The organism is Methylacidiphilum sp. Yel (genome assembly GCF_004421185.1).
Lineage (GTDB): Bacteria > Verrucomicrobiota > Verrucomicrobiia > Methylacidiphilales > Methylacidiphilaceae > Methylacidiphilum.
The window spans coordinates 1-17,674 of the sequence record NZ_LXQB01000034.1 but is presented as its reverse complement, the minus strand read 5'-3'; the positions used below and the strand labels follow the sequence as shown (position 1 = coordinate 17,674).

Genomic DNA, 17,674 nt, shown 5'->3' with positions numbered 1-17,674 from the left:
GGGTCTCGAATTGAGAGCTCAGGAATAAAATGCAAGATATTGCAGAAACAAAAATTGGGAAATTATGAAAAGAGAGAAAGTTCAGCGGCTTTAACGGTATTGGATAAAAGCATTGCTATGGTCATGGGACCAACTCCTCCTGGATTTGGCGTAATCCAGGAGGCTATTTTTTTTATTTCATCAAAATCAACATCTCCAACAATCTTAAATCCCTTATGTGAGGAAGCATCAGCCACCCTGCTAACTCCAACATCAACAACCACTGCGCCAGCTTTAACAAAATCTTTTGTCACAAACCGCGCTTTTCCCATTGCGGCTATCAGGATATCAGCTCTTTGACAATGTTCTTTGATGTTTTGACTGAAGGAATGGACAATAGTCACCGTTGCATTCGCATACTTCGATTTTTGGAGGAGTAGAGCTGCCATCGGTTTTCCAACAATATTGCTTCTTCCAAGGATAACCACTTCTTTTCCTTCGATCTCAATGTGGTAGCGCTTCAACAGTTCTTGAATACCCAATGGAGTGCAGGGATAAAAGCAGTCTTTTTCTCCAAGGAGCATTTTCCCAAGGTTCATAGGATGAAATCCATCAATGTCCTTTTTGGGATCGATAGCAAGAGCTATTTCTTTCTCAGAAAGATGTCTGGGAAGTGGAAGTTGAACAAGTATGCCGTGGATGGAAGGATCTTGATTTAATTGATAGAGTTTCTCTAAGACTTCGTTTTGTGATACATCCTCAGCAAAAGAAATGACTTCGGATTTGATCCCAAGTTCTTGAGCTTTCTTCTGTTTCATTCTGACATAAAGTTCAGATGGTGGGAACTGGCCAGCTCTTATAAAAACGACAGAAGGTTGAACTCCACGTTGTAGCAACTTCTTAACAACTTCCATTGTTTCTCTATGAATCTGTTGTGCCACTAGTCTACCGTCCAGCAAATTGGCTTCTTTCATTGCAGCTATCCTAATCAATCAATGGGTTTTAAAAAATTTAATGAGTTCAGAATATCCTTCCTGAAAGGTCGGGAAATCAAGCATAAAACCAAAAGTTTTAGCTTTTTTATTGGAGACCCTTTTATTGGAATATCCTCTCTTGGGATGAGGCGCTTTGGGTTCAATAGGGGGGAGGGGAAGCTCAAACCTTTGACATAGCCAGTGAAAAAAATCTTCCTCGAGGGTGGGAAGGTCATCAGTGATATTAAATAGGCCAGGAATAGTTAAAAAATGCACAATTGCAGTTGCTAAATCCTGTCCATGGATCTGATTGATCCATTTTTTTCGGGGATCGATCCGAACGGTATTTTGTAGCAATCCAGTGATCCGGTAAACTCTTTGAGGCCCATAAATTCCGGATGCTCTTAAAACGGTACCGCCTCTGTCTAAAACTTTTTCTTCAGCTTTTTTTAAAATTTTTCCAGAGGAAGTTGCAGGAGTTGCCGGAGACTCTTCATCTACCCACTGGCCTTCTGTATGCGTATAGACTGAGGTAGAAGAGACTAATAGGAAAGGGCAATTTTTGGCTATGCTCAAGGCATTGTCGAGTCCAATCGAAAAGATTTTTTCAAATGCTAAAGGCTCAGCTCTATTTGAAGAAGCAGAAAAAATGACGGCTGAGATTTTGGACAGAGAATTTAGAGAATCATGATTGGTAATGTCTAAAGCCACTGCGGGAATTCCAAGCTGTTGCAAACGGTTTTTACTCTCCTGGCTTTTTACCAAGCCGATAACCTCTTGATTCTTCTGTTGTAAGCTTCTAGCTACTAATGTTCCTATATAACCACAGCCAATGATTAATACTGGATGATCCATTTGTTTTTTTAGTATAGTTTAATAAGAAAATAGAGAGAGAAAATGTCCGTTTTATTATTTTCTATTGCCTTTTTTCTGCTATCCTAAATTATTTCATAGTTTAAGACATGAAACCAGAAAGATGGGTGATCAAGTTAGGAACAGGAGTGTTGAGCACTAGGGAAGGTTCTCTTGATTTGCCTCAAATGGAGAATCTTACACAGCAGCTCATAGAAATTAAAAAGAAAAATATTGATGTGATTATTGTCAGCTCTGGGGCTATAAGCTGTGGAATGGATATTCTAGGTTATTCCAAAAGACCGGAGAGTATTGAGGAACTTCAGACATGTTCCACTTTAGGTCAACCTTATCTCATGCATTATTATAAACAACTGTTTTCAGCTCATGGGTTTCATGTGGCCCAACTCCTTGTGACATACTTTGATCTAGATAGTCTTTCTTTACGTAAGAATATTCAGAAACTTTTAGAGAATTTATTGCTCAAGAAAACCATTATCCCTATCATTAATGAAAACGATTGTGTTTCTTACGAAGAAATTCGGTTTGGGGACAACGATCGGCTTTCTTCTCATATTGCAGTTTTAGCAGAAGCCCAAAGGCTGATTATTCTGTCCAACGTTGCAGGACTGATGGATTGCAGAAATGGAAAAAACAAAATGATTTCCTATGTGGAAGAAATCGACAGCACGATTGAAAAGCTAGCAGAAGGAACCAGAAGTGAGAGATCGGTGGGAGGGATGATAACAAAAATTGAAGCTGCTAAAATAGCTCAAGCAAGTGGCATTCTAACACAGATTGCTGATGGAAGGGAAAAAAATGTTTTAGTGCGCATTTATAATGGAGAGCCATTGGGCACAATTTTTGAAACGAAAAAAAATGAAAGAACTCTCAGAACAAATTCAAGGTCTTTGCCGTAAGGCCAAAGAGGCAAGTCGCTTAATGTCTGAGCTTTCTTCTAAAAAGATTAATCAAGCTTTAATTGCTATAGGAGAAGAACTTCAGACAAGAAAGACAGCCATTCTTGCTGCTAACGATAGGGATATTGAAAAGGCAAAAATTATGGGTCTTTCCGAGGCGATCATAGACAGACTTTTTCTTGGGGAAAAAAGGTTTTCAGCCCTTATAAAATCCTTGGAAGACATAGTGTTGCTTCCTTGCCCAATTGGAGAAATTATCGAGCAATGGAAAAGGCCTAATGGAATGTTGATTAAAAAAGTGAGAGTTCCAATTGGAGTCATTGGAATCATTTATGAATCAAGACCTAATGTCACTGTTGATTCTGCAGCCTTATGTTTGAAATCAGGCAATGTAGCTATTCTTAGAGGAGGTACGGAAGCTTTTAACACAAATAAGGAACTTGTTACTGCTATACGCGAAGGACTTAGGAAAACGAATATTGTAGAAGAGGCTGTCATTCTCATTCCCACAACCGATCGGCGATCTATCCCCATTCTCTGCGCACAAAGAGATTTCATCGATCTGCTGATACCCAGAGGAGGAAAAGGATTGATTGAAACGGTGATGAACAATGCAAAGGTACCGGTCATTAAGCATTATCAGGGGATCTGTCATGTTTATGTTCATAGCGAAGCTTCCTTTAAAAAAGCCTTGGACATTGTCTTGAACGCTAAATGTCAAAGGCCGGCTGTCTGTAATGCTATGGAGACGCTTTTGGTGGATGAAAAAATTGCTTCGGATTTTCTTCCCTTGATTGTCCGGGAACTGCAAAATAGAGGAGTGGAAATTCGTGGTGATGAAAAATGCCTTCACATAATGGGAGATCGAATAAGTACTGCTAGGGAAGAGGACTGGTCCACAGAGTATCTGGATCTTATTTTATCGATAAAGATTGTTAGCAATCTTGATGAAGCCATCAATCACATTCATAAATATGGGTCTAATCATTCCGATGCGATTGTAACCGAAGACCCTGCTGCAGCAGAGGCTTTTTTACACAAAATCGATTCGGCTGCAGTTTACTGGAACGCTTCTACCCGTTTTACCGATGGATTTGAATTTGGATTTGGCGCCGAAATAGGTATCAGCACAGACAAAATCCACGCTCGAGGTCCCATGGGGCTGAAAGAGCTTACTTCTTATAAGTATATTATTTATGGAAATGGTCAGGTTCGAAACTGAATGACTAGTGAAATAAAAGCATTATACTAGCAAAACAAAAAAATATACGCGTTGGCTTCTTACTCTACTGTCTTGATGGGTAGAATAGCCATTGTTTCTATTGAAAGGCAAGTTTTAATTCAAGCTGTATTCTTAACTTAAAGGCTTAGCGGATTTTTTTGAACTTATCCATGCTCTTTCCCATTGCCATTTTTCTTTTCTTGTTTGTTTTGCTTTTCTTGTTCTTTTGAGGAATCTTCTTCTTTTAATTTTTCTTTGCCCGCTTCTGCTTTCTCATCTATTTCTTCTTCCTCTTCCTCTTCTTCCCACTCTTCAATGAGAATTTCTTCAGTGTAGAGACTTTCTTCGGATTCGTCTTCTTCGTCTTCTTCGTCAGTCATTTCTAAAGCTTCATATTTTAAAACGCTTGTCATCATATCATCGAAATCCTTAAATTCGACTACTTCCTGGAGATCCTCCTCATCCAAAGCCAGATATTTGTTTGTGGGGAAATGATAGGCATACCAGAAAAGATTGGAGTAGCCTAATATGAGATAATCCTTGTTTTGTTCGAAGGTCCCAATGGCTAGATTTTCAGATATTAATCCTGGAATCACTTGAAATTCATCTCTTTCGTGGTCCGAGGAAAAAAAGACAACCCCGTTATGGGCAAAACCATCTGCAACTTTTAAAAAATCAAGATAATCTTCTGGGATTTCTATACCGTATTTTTCTTTAACCTGATCTCTATAAGCCAAAACTTTTTCTTCTGGTCTCCCTCTAAAGGGCTCGAAGCCTGCATCGGTTTCTTCTTTATTGACCATTTCTAAATATTCGAGGTATTTCATAACATTGCCTTTGATTAGCGATATAACGCTTGGTTCTTTAGTTCATTGTCCTTTGTATAAAATCTAGACGATGCCACTTCCCATTTCATTTTATTTTCACTTTTAATAATTGGCAATATAAATTTTGGTTTATGGTTCGAAGGAAGCTTGATCCCATTGATAATGGCGCCTGCAGGTAGCCAGTCTTTTGCAAAACAACTTGCTTCTTTTGCAGCCAGATTTCTTATATGAAGATTTTTTGAAGGTTCTTTGTTTTCTTTGGAATGTATCTTTTGGAAAAGCTTTATAGCTTTTCTATATTTTTGATCAATCTGGTATGGCTGTTCTCCGATAAGACGAGAGAAGGCGACAATTTTATTTTCCCAAGAAAGAGGAAGAGTTGCTTGTGGATCAAGAATTTTTAATTCTTTACGCAACTGTTCGACTGAATGGATCGGTTTTTGAATGGGAGGATAAATAGGAAAAAGAGGTCTTACTGCATAAAATGGTTGTGGTGTTTGGGTGTTCCCATTTATTTGTGGATGAAGAAAAATGGCATGCCAGAAATGGTGGGGATTCATTTGGTTATTGTTGCTTTTAAAAGTTTGAACAAGTACAAGATTAGACGGATCATTTGGAGAAGGATGATTTTTGGACAGGACACTTTTCTGAATGATATGATGACAATTATAACTATCCTGGATAGTTTCCAATCTGCTTTGACGCAGCCTCTTAACGTTATAAAAAGCTATGGCATTACGCCGAATACCATCTTCATCAAGGATGGTTCCTAAGTTTTTTTTGGGAACTTTCCCTTTTTTCATAAGTTCTAGGCCCTCCTTACCAACGGCAAGGAGACTAAGCGATTTACCTACTGGATGAGACGCAAGGGCTGCTAAGAATTGAGGCCTTATTTTTTCATATTCTTTAACAATTTTTTTGTAATTTTTACTTTCTCTGTCCAGTGGTGTGACGATCGATTTTTCTAGAACTATTCCGGGAGCTTCTGGACAACCCTGAAGTATAGAAGCAGGGCTAGCAAGACCATCAAGGTTTTTAAGCATTCGATCCACTTTTAAGACCATCTCTTTTGAGGGAATAATGTTCCCATTAGAATCTCTTAAAAGACTCCTTTTCTTTTTCATAAAAAAGGAGTGGGTCGATAAGATGAGGGCACTAAAATAAAGGGTTTTTTTTCTTTAAGAACCCCTTTTTGAAAACACAATTGCAATACCTTGGAATATGAAGTTACTGATAGTTTCCTCATATGGAGAACATCTTAGGCTCTTGCTTTGCTCAATGGACTGAATGAACCCTATTAGGCCCAAATGAGCCCTATCCCACTGTGTTTGCATGCCAGATGCAGTTTGTGTGGGGTATAAGTCCGTAGAAATCCAAAACACCATGCCTGGCTCCTTAAGAAGAAGCCAATGCAACGGAGTTAGCTCTACTCTTTGCGGTCAATGGGTCGTTTAAAGAGCGCACAGTTATTTCTGTCTAAACTACTACAGATAGAGTAAGAGCCTGAGCGCTGTTGGCTGGAATCTCTTTTGAGTTAAAGAATGCTTAATGGGATTTCCATTCCATTGCAAAGTTCCCCAAGAGGACAAGCCCAAGTCCAACTCGATACCAGACAAAGGGAATAAATGTGTGTGTTTGAATGAAAGAAAGTAGCCACTTGACAGCAATGAAAGCAACGACGGCTGAAACGAAAAATCCCAGAAAAAGGGTGAGAGGAGGGTCAGGAGGAGGTACTTTTAAAAATTTAGTCTGTTCTATCCAAGAAAAGAGGCTTGCGGCAAACATAGTTGGAATTCCTAGCAGAAAAGCAAATTCAGTAGCGGCAGGGCGTGACACTCCGAAGAGTACAGCCATAAGAATGGTGGCAGCCGATCTTGAAAAGCCTGGTAGAACCCCTGCCATAACCTGACTTGCCCCAACAGCTATAGCAGTTAACCAGCTTATATCTTCCACAGAAGATTGATTGCGGCCAGAGACTTTTTCGACAAAGTAGATCCAAAATGCCCCACCAAAAATGGCAATGACTACTGGTCCCAGATCTTTAGGAAGCTCCCATCCCATTTTTTTTACCCATAATCCAAGTAAGGCAGTAATGAAGAAAGCTAAAGCGAGTTTCAAAAAGTAGGGAATTTTATCTTTGTTCTTCCACAAGAAAAAAAAACTAGAAATCCGTTCTTTATAAATAAGACAAACGGCCAAGACAGCTCCAAGTTGGATAAAAATGTTGAAAGTTTCAGATTTTTCTCCCATCCAATGCTCTGCAATAAGGAGATGGCCGGTACTTGATATGGGAAGAAATTCACTGATCCCCTCGATAATCCCTAAAAGGATAGTTTGCCATATGTCATTCATAATGAAAGACAACTAAAAATCATGGGCTTTGCTTCTTTAAAAGACTTAGAATTTCTCCTCGATGGTGGTATATTGTGGCTTAGTTTGAGAAAATCCATAATCGAATAGGATTCGAGCGTCATACCATTTGTCGGGGCTATGCAGTAAGGTCAGATAAAGAGTATGGCCGTTTCTTTCACAGGAAGCTGCATAAGTATGTAAGGAAATTCTTGTCCATCCTGTCTTTGCTGGTCCCATCCCCATATAACTGCCCAGTAATCGGTTATGGTTATACATAACTCGGGATATCCCTCCATTTTGAAAATGAATTTTTTTGGTTTGGCAGATTTGGTTAATAATCGGATTCTTTATGGCCGCTTGAAAGATTCGCATAAGATCTTGAGCTGTTGTGTACTGTCCAGGTTCAAATAGCCCATGAGGATTAACAAAATGGGTATTCCGACAGCCTAAAGAAGCCGCTTTTTGATTCATCTCTTCAACAAATTTCTCAACGGAGCCACTAGAATATCTAGCTAGGGCCAAAGCGGCATCATTACAAGAACCGATTAGAAGTTCTTCTACTAGTTGACTGACAGGAACAATTTCTCCTGCAATAAGAGGAACATGAGAGGGTTGCACCAGTGTGTCTTCTCTTTTGATCCGTACGCTACCTTTGAATGCTGTTTTATCGTAAGCGACCAAAGCAGTCATAAGCTTAGTGGTACTAGCAGGGGCATAGGGAACATCTTCATTTCTTGCAAAAAGTACTTTGTGAGAGGTAGCATCGTAGAGGAGGACTCCACTGGCCTGGACAAGAGAGTTGACTTGCTCGTAACTAAGATCTTTAATCCCTCCTTTATAGGAATGATGCGATCTACTCCTTGCCAAAAGTTGGTTAGGAGGGGCAATAATTGCAATAATTAAAAAGACAAAGGATAAAAAAGAAAAAATGGATAACTGGGGAAAAGAAAGGTAATAGCAAGCGGATATTTTTTGTAATGGTCTTCTGTAAGATACATAAAAACAATTCATGATGTTAAATTATAAGAACAACAATCGGCTGCTGTCCAGAATTTTTTAGCCTGGCAAGAGGTCGACACCCTTTTATGAGTCGGCCTGCATAAAGAGACTCAAGATAGGCCAGATCAGTTTTTGTACCTTTTTTTCTAAAAGGCATCTCTTAAGAAGGCTAGCCAGAATAGCTCCACTCCTTTTGTGGCTTTCGATCCCAACGTGTTGGAATCAATCCACTGCTCATTGCCACTTGAGTCCGACTATTTGCTAGCAAATACTGGACATCATTCTCTTTGGAATGGAAAAGCCAATTTAAGCTTTGTATCGAAGCCTCTTTTTATGCCTATTTGCACGCCTTCGTTTCCGGCGCTTATGTTTGTTCATTTTTGCCTTGCGGCGTTTTTTAAGTGATCCCATGTCCAATAAATTGTTAGTAAATGATTTTGTTTAACGAATATTCTATAATTCCCTCTGCTCCCAGTTCTTTTAGTCGTGGGGCAAGTTCCCTTACTGAGCTTTCATCCAGAATCGTTTCCACTGCTACCCATTGACAATCGGCCAAGGGAGATACAGTGGGATTTCGGAGAGCTGGTAAAATTTTTAATATCGCATTTAAATTTTCTTTGGGTACATTCATCTTTAAACCAACTTTATTCCGCGCATTTAGAGCAGATTGTAAGAGAAGAGCCATTGAAGTAAGTTTTTTTCTTTTTTCCTTGTTTTCCCATACAGCATGGGAACAGATGAATTGAGGATAGCTTTCTAATATCGTATCCACTATCCGTAGATGGTTTGCTCTAAGAGAAGAGCCTGTTTCTGTTATATCGACAATGGCATCGACCAACTCTGGTACTTTTACTTCTGTGGCTCCCCATGAAAATTCCACATGAGCTTCAACTCCAATTCTCTTTAAGTATTGTTTGACCATATTAACAGCTTCCGTAGCTATCCACTTACCTTGGAGATCTGCAGGCTTTTGAATAGGAGAGTTTTCGTGAACAGCAAGAACCCACTTTACCGGTGCAGATGTTGTTTTGTTATATCTGAGTTCACAAATAATGTGGACATCCGCATGGTTCTCTAATATCCAATCTTTGCCTGTAATGCCGCAATCCAAAAAACCCTGTTCTACATATCGAGCAATTTCTTGAGGTCTCACCAGTCTTACTTCTAGCTCCTCATCATCTATAGCAGGCCGATAATCACGACTGTTCCGAGCGATAACATAACCAGCTTTTGCGAACAGATCGATTGTCGCCTCTTCCAAGCTTCCTTTTGGTAGTCCAAATCTTAATTTCAAAACACTCATGGGAAAAGCTTCGACTCTATCCAATCTTTTGATTTTGTAAAGATCTTTTTGTGCCTTTTTGATAAGTAAGGCCAAAATGAAGAAGGAAACAAAAGAGAATAAAGACTCATAGGGCTATTTCATTTCTTCTTGAGCGATGGAATCTTTGGAAAGATCTTCCTTGAGGAGTCTGTATACGGTTGGAAGATCGTCTGGATGGACACGGGTATTACCAATGGTGGTAATGAAATTCGTGTCATTTTTCCAGCGAGGGACAAGATGCCAATGAAGATGACTTTCAATACCTGCCCCAGCAGCTGCACCCACATTTAAGCCCACATTAAATCCATGAGGAGAAAAAAGCTTCTGAATACTTTTACAAAGTCTATTTAAAGTATGAAAGCATTCTAGCATTTCTGTGTCAGTTAATTCCGTGATATTTTTAATTATTCTATAAGGAACGACCATACAATGGGCGGTATTGTAGGGATAACGATTGAGCAGTGAAAAAGTGGTTTTTCCTCTTGTTAAAACAAAATTCTTTTCGTCATCGCTACTCTGAGCGATGATTTCAAAAAGATGATCAATAGCCGAAGAGTCTCGTTCGAAATAAGCTTTTCTCCAAGGAGCCCAAAGATGTTCCATTTTTTAAAATGTATCTATTGATTTATGAAAAGCAAAGCAGTGGCGAAAAGTCGAGTTTTTATTTTTGGTGGCGAGGATTTCTATGAAGCCCAAAAAAAGGCAAGGGCTCTCATTGAATCCTTTAGAGATAAAGATCCTCATCTAGAGATTATTCACATTGCAGAAGAAGGAGAGAGCCAGAGTGAAATATTATCCCTGCTTGAGCGATTGCGTGAGGAAATACTAACTCCTTCTTTGTTTGCAACAACGAAACTTATTTTTTGGAAAGGGGCTAGTTTTTTAGCTGCCAATGGGTTGGCAGATAAAAGAATAGAGGAGGATATTCGTCAATTTTTTAACTTATTACAAGACCCCCCCCTTGATGAGCTCATTGTTGTCATTCTTGCTGAGTCGATCGACAAAAGAAAGAAGCTTTTTCAAGAGCTAAAGGCTCATTTTCATGTGGAACTAACTGATAAACTGGATCCTTTGGATCCCTCCTCTTTATTGGAAGTGATGGAGAAGTTGGAACAAAGAGGAATCGAGGCGGATCAAAGTTTGGGTCAACAACTATTAATGGAGTCCAGAGCTCAGCGTTCGTTACTTGACATGGAAATTGAAAAGTTATCTCTTTTCCTCGGAGAAAAGGGAAAGATTCAACCTGAAGAGATCTCCAATTTGCTTTGTGGGAAAAGAGAAACAGTTATCTGGAGACTTTGTGATCTTGTAATTTCCGCAAAATTCGATTTGGCTCTGGTGGAATTGCAAATTTTGATGCAAGAGGGAGGTTCAGAAATGGGAATCCTCCTTGCTTTAGCCCAAAGGATTTTCTGGGCTTGTCTTGGTTTGGTTTTATTGAAGATCGGTTGGCTTGATGTTCAAAGTAAAGGAAAATATTTGAAGCTTATTTTGAAAGAAGAGGGCTATTTTTTATATCCCCAAAAAAAATCTGGGGAGCTGGTGAATCAATGGGCTTTTGGGCAGAATTTGCAACTAGCCCAAAACATAGACTTAGATTTTTGGTTATGGGCTCTTCGGCACACCTATGAAACAAATAAAATACTCATTTCTGGAAATATTTCTCCAGACCTTAGGGGTAGAATACTTGAAAGGCTACTTATTAAACTGAAAATATATTATGAAAAAGTAATAGAAAAGTCTAAAGACTCCGTTTAAAACAGTTTTTACCTTTAATATTTGAAAGCAAAATTGTAGCCATGGATATCATGGGTAAGATCTACGAGCGGCCATAGAAAATGATGACGACATCCAATGAGAGAGCGGAACCGGTAGATCTATCGGTAATTATTCCATTTCATAATGAAGCGGAAAATCTTCCAGCTTTGCTGACCGAGCTTGACCAATGCCTTCCAGCTTTGGGTCTTCATGTCGAAATTATCATGGTGAACGATGCTAGTACGGATTGCTATGAGCGTCCAGCGGCAACACCCAGATTTCCTATAATTTGGCTAGATTTAACCGAAAGAAGTGGTCAGAGTGCTGCTATGTATTTTGGAATCAGTCAAGCTTCCGGTCGATATGTAGCTTTTATGGATGCGGACCTTCAAAACGATCCAAAGGATCTGGAAAAATTATATTATAAGCTGAATGAGGAGGGATTAGATTTAATAACCGGTTTAAGGATCGACAGAAAAGATAGTTGGTTTAGAAAAATCTCTTCGAAAATAGCCAACAAAATTCGGTCCTCCCTTTTAGGCGATAACACGCGTGATACAGGCTGTTCGCTGAAAGTGATGAGGTCTGAATTAGCCAAAAGACTTCCCGGATGGAATGGCATGCATAGGTTTATCCCAGCTCTTGCCCAAGCAATGGGATATAGGGTAGGTGAATGTCCCGTAAACCATCGTCCAAGAAGAGCAGGCAAAAGCAAAGTAATTTCATGGAAAAGGGCCATTCATGCTACCATCGATTTGATAGGGATGGTCTGGTTTTGTAAAAGACAATTTAAAGGCCGGCTTACCTCCCATCCAGCCATCAATCCAGCTAAAAAGATACCCAATTAAGTCAGGGTAAGGGTTCTAGGATCCGACGTAAAACCTGGTAGGGTAGAGCAGAACAGTCGATTTCTTTAAGTTGAGCCGGAGAAAAAAGATGCAGGAGGGGTTTTGTTTCCCTTTCATAGATCTCGAAACGCTTTCTGATGACTTCTTCTGTATCGTCTACGCGGTGATCCTGAACAGCTCGACCTTTCAGTCTGGAAACAAGGATACTACGGTCTGAGCAGTAGAGATGATAGACAAAAAGAATTTCTACTTTTTCCGACAGAATATACCATTGACGAACATTTCTTGGCAGGCCATCTAATACCAAATAGTCCACTTTCGGTCGAAATCTGCCTTCCGCTATCATTTGATCAATATAAGAGTTAAAAAGCTGGATAGTAATATCATCGGGGACAAGGAGTCCTTTTGAAGAATATTCCAAAAACGTTTTGCCGATAGCACTATTTGTGTCCACGGACCGAAAAAGCTCTCCAGATGAAAAATGAAAGAACCCAGGAATCGTTCCTAAAATTTTTCCTTGGGTTCCTTTTCCAGAACCTGGGGCTCCAATAAGTAAGAGAGATTTGTACTTCACGTTGATTTTCAATTTATTTAAAAGCCAATAAAAAAAAACTAGCTTTTTTCAATATTCAATCAAGATTGCCAAAGGAATCTTATTTGATAAACTAAAAAAGAAAGAATTCATGACTTTTCCTTGGAATTTCTTTTTAATTATCTAAAAGCCTATGCGAGTATAAATAGTTGTTATCTATGAAAATTACCTATCTGTTGGATTTTGTTTTTCCTTTTTTAGCTGTATTATCAGAAGAGGGAGCGTCGAAACCCGTTACTGTTATGGATCTGCTAAAATCGGGTGGTTGGGTTATACTGCCTCTTTTTTTTATTTCTTTTTTGGTTGTTGCCTTAATTTTCTACTATTTTGCTTCTATACGCCTATCAGCTGTTTGGACAAAGGATCTTGACAGGCGGATAGAAAATGCCCTTAAGAAACAGGATCTGCTTTTAGTTGCAGAAGTAATAAAAAACCGATCCGAAGGCTGTGCCCGTCTTTTAAAAGAAGTATTGAATTTTTTATCAAAGCATAAAGATGCAGATCTTGAATCGGTGACTTCTGTGGCTGAAGCTTTTGGAAGCGGATTTTCCTCATTACTCAACCAAAGAATACTTTATTTACTGGATGCAGGAGTGATCGCTCCAATGTTAGGTCTTTTTGGAACGGTCATTGGGATATTAAGATCTTTTGGCTCGATTGCTGCCGAGCCTTCGCCAATGCGGACACTGCTGCTTGCTGGAGGTGTATCTCAAGCTCTTGTCTCTACTGCTATTGGACTGATTGTTGGCATTTCGGCCATGTTTTTCTATTCTTTTTTTAGGGGAAGGGTTCAATATCTAATCTCTGTGTTTGAAGAGCGGTCAGTCATATGGGTTCAAGAAATTTACCTTTTGAACAAGAAAATCCAGAACAAGCTGGTACCAGAAGTCAAAGCTTTTGCTTCTGGATCTTATGAGGTGGATGAATCGAGTGAAGAAAATAAGGAAGCATAAGGAAGGTAGAGGAGAAGCTTAACGTATGAATTTCAGAAAAAGAGTAGGAGTTGAACAGATCGGCTTACAGCTTGCACCCATGATTGATGTAATTTTGTTTTTGCTTTCCTTCTTCCTTTTGACTTGGAATTTAGCCCGCTATGAAGCTGATCTAGAAGTGAAAATACCCAAAGCTAAAAATGGAGAGTTACCCAAGAGGTTACCTGGTGAAGTAATCATTAATATTACCAAAGATGGGCAAGTCAATTTAAATCATAGGGTTGTCTCAGCTAAAGAACTAGAAGAAATTATCAAAGGAGTGATTCAGCAATATCCTGATCAAGCAATAATTATTCGTGCTGATGAAGAAACAAGTTACAAAGAAGTAATCAAAGTGTTGGATGTTTGTCGAGCGGTTAATGCCTGGAATATTGCCTTTGCGACAAACCGACCCGATATGACTTCTTCACAATAAAAGAAAGATGGTTAAAATTTTATAAAAGTTCCGAAGATGTAAAGGAATGAAATGTAGTAAAAGATCTTGGAACAAACCCCTTCTTATCAGCTTGTCTCTCTTTGTTAGCCTCTTTCTTTTTTGGATATCGAATGCAATGCTTTTGGCTCGTACTGAGAAAGGGGGGGCTCAGCGTGTGGAAATCATTCCTACGGCAGATGTTGATTTAGATAGAGCGATAGCTCTTTATAGGCAAGGTGAGTATGAAGAGGCAATAAAAATATTTTATAGAATACTGCCGTTATTATCTCCAGGGAAAAAAACTGAAGCACTTTATTCAATGGCTGATTGCTATCGGCTGATCGGAAGAAAAGAGGATGCAATTAAAATTTATCAACTGCTTATTCAAAGCGATCCATCAAGTGCTTTTGCACCCACAGCCTATTTTTGGGAAGGCAAGTTATTATCAGAATTAGGTCAATTTGCCCAGGCGGCTGGAGCGCTCAAAATAGCTGTGGAAAAAGCCGATCCTCAGACGGCTAATGCTGCTAGTTTTCTTCTTGCATTGTGTCAACTTCGAATAGGTGAAGAAGAAAAAGGAGTGTGTAGACTCAGGGAATTGGTTGAGAAATCCGCAGATCTAAGGGTTGAGGCTGCTGCGGTATTGGCAACCTATTATGAATCTATTTTCGATTGGAGAAATGCTTTCGAATTTTGGTCCATTGTTTTACAGGAAAGTAAAGATCCTCACACAAAATCAAAAGCTTTGACACGCTGTGGTTGGGCCGCTTGGAAATCTGGACAGGCAAAAGAAGCCGAGCATTATTTAACCCAAGCTTCAGGAGGGCCTCCCTATACGGAATGGAATAGAATAGCCAACAGCGGTCTTTTTGAATTTTACTTATCTCAAAACCGATATAAGGAAGCTATTCAATTTTATGAAAAACATAAGGAAGGGTTTATAGAAAACCAGAAAGAAAAAATTCTCTTAGATTTATCAACTGCCTATATAGAGACTAAAGACTATTCGAAAGCTCTTTCGATTATTGATGTATTTCTTACCAATTATCCCAAATCCTCGTTGGTTGATCTGGCTATATATAGAAAAATAGTTGCTAATTATTATCTAGAGCAAGGTTCGTTGGAAAAAAATGCCCAGCAATTTTTCTCACAATATCCCTCCTCTCCCTATATCTATCCTCTCCTTTATCTGGAAGCAGAAGACTATAACAGAACCGGAAAATTTGCTTTGGCTCTTCCGATATGGGAAAAATTGGAATCAGCTCATTCGGGCTTAGTCTCCAAAGAGGCTATTCTGCTTGGGCGCGCTAATTCTTTGTATGGTCTTGAAAAGTGGAGTGAGGCAGCCGAGCTTTTTAAAAAGTTCTTAACCGAATACCCCAAATCGAGAGAAATGGTTCATGTGAAGATACATCTGGCGAGTGTCCTCGAGAAAGTTGGGGAAAAGAAGGAGGCATTGAAATACTGGCAGGAAGCTCTTGGAGCCGTTAAAAGAAATGATCCAGAAAGGCAAAGTTGCCTTGAGCAAATCGGCATTTTAGCATACGATCTAAAAGAAAATAGCTTGGCAGCGGAGACTATGCAGAAAGTTTTGAGCGAATATCCACATTCTTCCTATCGTGGGATTGCGGCGTGGATTGTCGGACAATCAAAATATGATAATAAACAGTATGAAGCGGCCATTGAGTATTTTTCTTTAGCTAGAGAAGCCGAACCTGAAAAACTCTACTTGGCAGCTACATTGATGCTTGCCTGGATTGCCTATCACCAAGATGATGTTGAGAAAGTCTGCTCCTATGTCCAATCTTACGAAGATAATTATAAAAAAGGCGCTGAATCGATTCCACCAGAACTTTATTATTGGATAGCTTCTCGACTTTTACAAAAAGGGAAACTCGATTTAGCCGTTTTATATTTTAAAAAAGTCATTCAAACTGCTCAATCTAAAGATAAGTACTATATTTCAAGCCTTTGGCAGCTGGCTGAAACAGAACGCAAGCTAATGAATTGGAAAGAGGCTAATACTTATTATCTTGAATTCCAAAAAGCAGATCCTCAAAACGCTTCCAATTCGCCTGTCCTTTTAGGCTTAGCTGAGACACAAATTGCTCTAGGGCAGTTTGTTGATGCACAGAAAAACTTAGAAGAGGTATTGTTAAAGGAACCTGAAGGAGAAAATAATGCCAAAGCCAGGATGCTTATCGGGGATAACTATTTGGCCCAAAAAAATTATCGGGAAGCAGCAAAAGCCTACACGACTTTGAGTTTGATTTATCAAGACGATACTATAACCCCCAAAGCCATGCAAAAAGCTGCTTTTTCTTTTTCTAAAGCTGGAGATAATGATCAGGCCGCTTTTTGGGAAAAAAAACTAAAAGAAAAATACCCGAAGTACAAACCGGACGCCTAATGAAAACAGAACCATTCGATTCCATTTCCCTAATCTTAGATAGGAAAACGGTTACCTTAGCTATTCTTCTTTCTCTTATCGTGCATTTAGGTCTAATTTTAACAGTTGGTCCTTTGCGGATTAAAAATTTCTCTTTGCCTTATACGGCAAAAAAATTCATTAGGAGGATAGATCTAAAAAGAGCTGAGTTGCCAGCTTCCATTTTTCAAGCCAGAGCCGAAACCAAAAGCCCATCGGTTACCCCCATTCCTGCTCTGGAAGCTCCGAAACAGATCAAGGCTATTAATCCTTTAGTTCAAGACATCACACAAGCCAATCCGATTAGGATCCCAATGCCATCGGTTGTTCCTGGGGGAGCTCCTGAAGTCGCGGTGTTATCTCCGACACCCCCTACGGCCGTAAGCCCCTATGAAGAGGATGCTAAATCTCAGCTTCAATCCATGATCTCTCATCTAATAATCGGACCTTCCTCATTCGGTGTGCCAAATACAAATAATATTCTACCTTCAGGTCTTGGACACGATCCAATTCCAGGAGCTAGTGCAGCTGGTCAAGCGGGGACCCATCCCACAGGGACAAGCGGGGGGGAAGGAATACCAGGGGTGGATGACATTCAAACACAGTTCAAAGCGGCTGCTAATTTTGATCCAAGGATTCCTCAACCAGTAGTTTTGCGTTTGCCAAGCGATATCCTCTTTGACTTCGATTCGGCTAACATAAAAGCCGATGCGGAACCACTTCTTTTCCAAGTGCTAGAAATCTTGAAAAAATACCATCGGGCCGATGTTGAAATCGGCGGTCATACGGACACATTCGGTGATAATATGTATAATTTACAGTTAAGCGAACAAAGAGCCTTTGCTGTCCAGCAATGGTTAGAAGCTCATCTGCCAGCAGGAATGTATAATTTTCATTCTACTGGGTATGGGAAAAGTCATCCTATTGTTAATCCAAGGGGATCAATTGAAGAACAGGCAAAAAATCGCAGAGTAGAAATAGTCATTCGAGCGCTAGTTGAAGAATAAGGCAGTCAATTTGTTCTTTTATGGCTCACCACACCCATTGCGCTTTTAGTAGTAAAAGTCTATTACCATCCATCGCCGTAATGCCCCTGCCTTCAGGCATGGGGATATAAGGCGATAAATTATAGCTATGTGTAGTATAATTATGTATGAACAGAAAAGAACAATTGAAATCCAAAAAAAATATT

At 39.5% G+C, this 17,674-nt stretch carries 17 protein-coding genes; 8 read left to right on the top strand and 9 right to left on the bottom strand.

Features of this window, described 5'->3' with window-relative positions; all coding sequences use genetic code 11:
* Positions 1-62 precede the first annotated feature (62 nt).
* Together A7Q09_RS06170 and A7Q09_RS06165 are read right to left on the bottom strand one after the other, a co-directional pair.
* Positions 63-953 (bottom strand): bifunctional 5,10-methylenetetrahydrofolate dehydrogenase/5,10-methenyltetrahydrofolate cyclohydrolase, encoded by an 891-nt coding sequence (locus A7Q09_RS06170; RefSeq protein ID WP_134390406.1) that lies wholly within the window; start codon positions 951-953, stop codon positions 63-65.
* Positions 954-971: 18 nt separating this feature from the next.
* Positions 972-1,808, bottom strand: coding sequence for an NAD-dependent epimerase/dehydratase family protein (locus A7Q09_RS06165; protein WP_134390405.1), 837 nt, complete (start codon positions 1,806-1,808; stop codon positions 972-974).
* Positions 1,809-1,915: 107 nt separating this feature from the next.
* On the opposite strand from A7Q09_RS06165, the gene proB reads away from it, so the two are divergent.
* On the top strand, positions 1,916-2,725 hold the full coding sequence (proB, locus tag A7Q09_RS06160) for a glutamate 5-kinase (RefSeq protein WP_134390404.1): 810 nt from the start codon (positions 1,916-1,918) through the stop codon (positions 2,723-2,725).
* On the top strand, positions 2,685-3,947 hold the full coding sequence (locus tag A7Q09_RS06155) for a glutamate-5-semialdehyde dehydrogenase (RefSeq protein ID WP_134390403.1): 1,263 nt from the start codon (positions 2,685-2,687) through the stop codon (positions 3,945-3,947). Before proB ends, A7Q09_RS06155 begins: the two co-directional genes overlap by 41 nt.
* Before the next feature lie 164 nt (positions 3,948-4,111).
* Here the strand turns inward: A7Q09_RS06155 and A7Q09_RS06150 are convergent, their stop codons facing one another.
* The 6 genes from A7Q09_RS06150 to A7Q09_RS06120 all read right to left on the bottom strand — a co-directional run bounded on the left by A7Q09_RS06150 (position 4,112) and on the right by A7Q09_RS06120 (position 10,052).
* A complete protein-coding gene (locus A7Q09_RS06150) occupies positions 4,112-4,774 on the bottom strand; it encodes a YrhA family protein (protein WP_134390402.1) in 663 nt (220 codons plus the stop codon).
* A gap of 14 nt (positions 4,775-4,788) precedes the next feature.
* The gene (locus tag A7Q09_RS06145; protein WP_134390401.1) at positions 4,789-5,898 is read right to left on the bottom strand and encodes a hypothetical protein; all 1,110 of its coding nucleotides are present in this window, start codon (positions 5,896-5,898) and stop codon (positions 4,789-4,791) included.
* A 421-nt stretch (positions 5,899-6,319) separates the two neighbouring features.
* Positions 6,320-7,126, bottom strand: a complete 807-nt coding sequence (locus tag A7Q09_RS06140) for an undecaprenyl-diphosphate phosphatase (protein WP_134390400.1) — start codon at positions 7,124-7,126, stop codon at positions 6,320-6,322.
* A 45-nt stretch (positions 7,127-7,171) separates the two neighbouring features.
* On the bottom strand, positions 7,172-8,137 hold the full coding sequence (locus tag A7Q09_RS06135; protein ID WP_134390399.1) for a D-alanyl-D-alanine carboxypeptidase family protein: 966 nt from the start codon (positions 8,135-8,137) through the stop codon (positions 7,172-7,174).
* Between the two features lie 412 nt (positions 8,138-8,549).
* Entirely contained in the window at positions 8,550-9,428 is an 879-nt protein-coding gene (gene hisG, locus A7Q09_RS06125; protein WP_134390426.1) for an ATP phosphoribosyltransferase, read from the bottom strand.
* A gap of 114 nt (positions 9,429-9,542) precedes the next feature.
* Positions 9,543-10,052: an HIT domain-containing protein gene (locus A7Q09_RS06120; protein WP_134390398.1), complete on the bottom strand. Its 510-nt coding sequence runs from the start codon at positions 10,050-10,052 to the stop codon at positions 9,543-9,545.
* Positions 10,053-10,076: 24 nt separating this feature from the next.
* On the opposite strand from A7Q09_RS06120, the gene holA reads away from it, so the two are divergent.
* Complete coding sequence (gene holA / locus A7Q09_RS06115) at positions 10,077-11,207, top strand: DNA polymerase III subunit delta (RefSeq protein WP_134390397.1); 1,131 nt, start codon at positions 10,077-10,079, stop codon at positions 11,205-11,207.
* An 80-nt stretch (positions 11,208-11,287) separates the two neighbouring features.
* Positions 11,288-12,055: a glycosyltransferase family 2 protein gene (locus A7Q09_RS06110; RefSeq protein WP_134390396.1), complete on the top strand. Its 768-nt coding sequence runs from the start codon at positions 11,288-11,290 to the stop codon at positions 12,053-12,055.
* Position 12,056: 1 nt separating this feature from the next.
* Here the strand turns inward: A7Q09_RS06110 and A7Q09_RS06105 are convergent, their stop codons facing one another.
* Positions 12,057-12,629, bottom strand: coding sequence for a nucleoside monophosphate kinase (locus A7Q09_RS06105; protein WP_134390425.1), 573 nt, complete (start codon positions 12,627-12,629; stop codon positions 12,057-12,059).
* Positions 12,630-12,805: 176 nt separating this feature from the next.
* Between A7Q09_RS06105 and A7Q09_RS06100 the strand changes: the two genes are divergently transcribed.
* The 4 genes from A7Q09_RS06100 to A7Q09_RS06085 are packed head-to-tail and all read left to right on the top strand — an operon-like array spanning position 12,806 to position 17,489.
* Complete coding sequence (locus tag A7Q09_RS06100) at positions 12,806-13,600, top strand: MotA/TolQ/ExbB proton channel family protein (RefSeq protein ID WP_134390395.1); 795 nt, start codon at positions 12,806-12,808, stop codon at positions 13,598-13,600.
* A 25-nt stretch (positions 13,601-13,625) separates the two neighbouring features.
* Positions 13,626-14,054 carry a biopolymer transporter ExbD gene (locus A7Q09_RS06095; protein WP_039721787.1) on the top strand — a complete coding sequence of 143 codons (429 nt, stop codon included), beginning with the start codon at positions 13,626-13,628 and terminating at the stop codon, positions 14,052-14,054.
* A gap of 46 nt (positions 14,055-14,100) precedes the next feature.
* Positions 14,101-16,464 carry a tetratricopeptide repeat protein gene (locus A7Q09_RS06090; protein ID WP_134390394.1) on the top strand — a complete coding sequence of 788 codons (2,364 nt, stop codon included), beginning with the start codon at positions 14,101-14,103 and terminating at the stop codon, positions 16,462-16,464.
* Entirely contained in the window at positions 16,464-17,489 is a 1,026-nt protein-coding gene (locus A7Q09_RS06085; RefSeq protein WP_244228574.1) for an OmpA family protein, read from the top strand. Before A7Q09_RS06090 ends, A7Q09_RS06085 begins: the two co-directional genes overlap by 1 nt.
* The last annotated feature ends 185 nt before the right edge of the window (positions 17,490-17,674 follow it).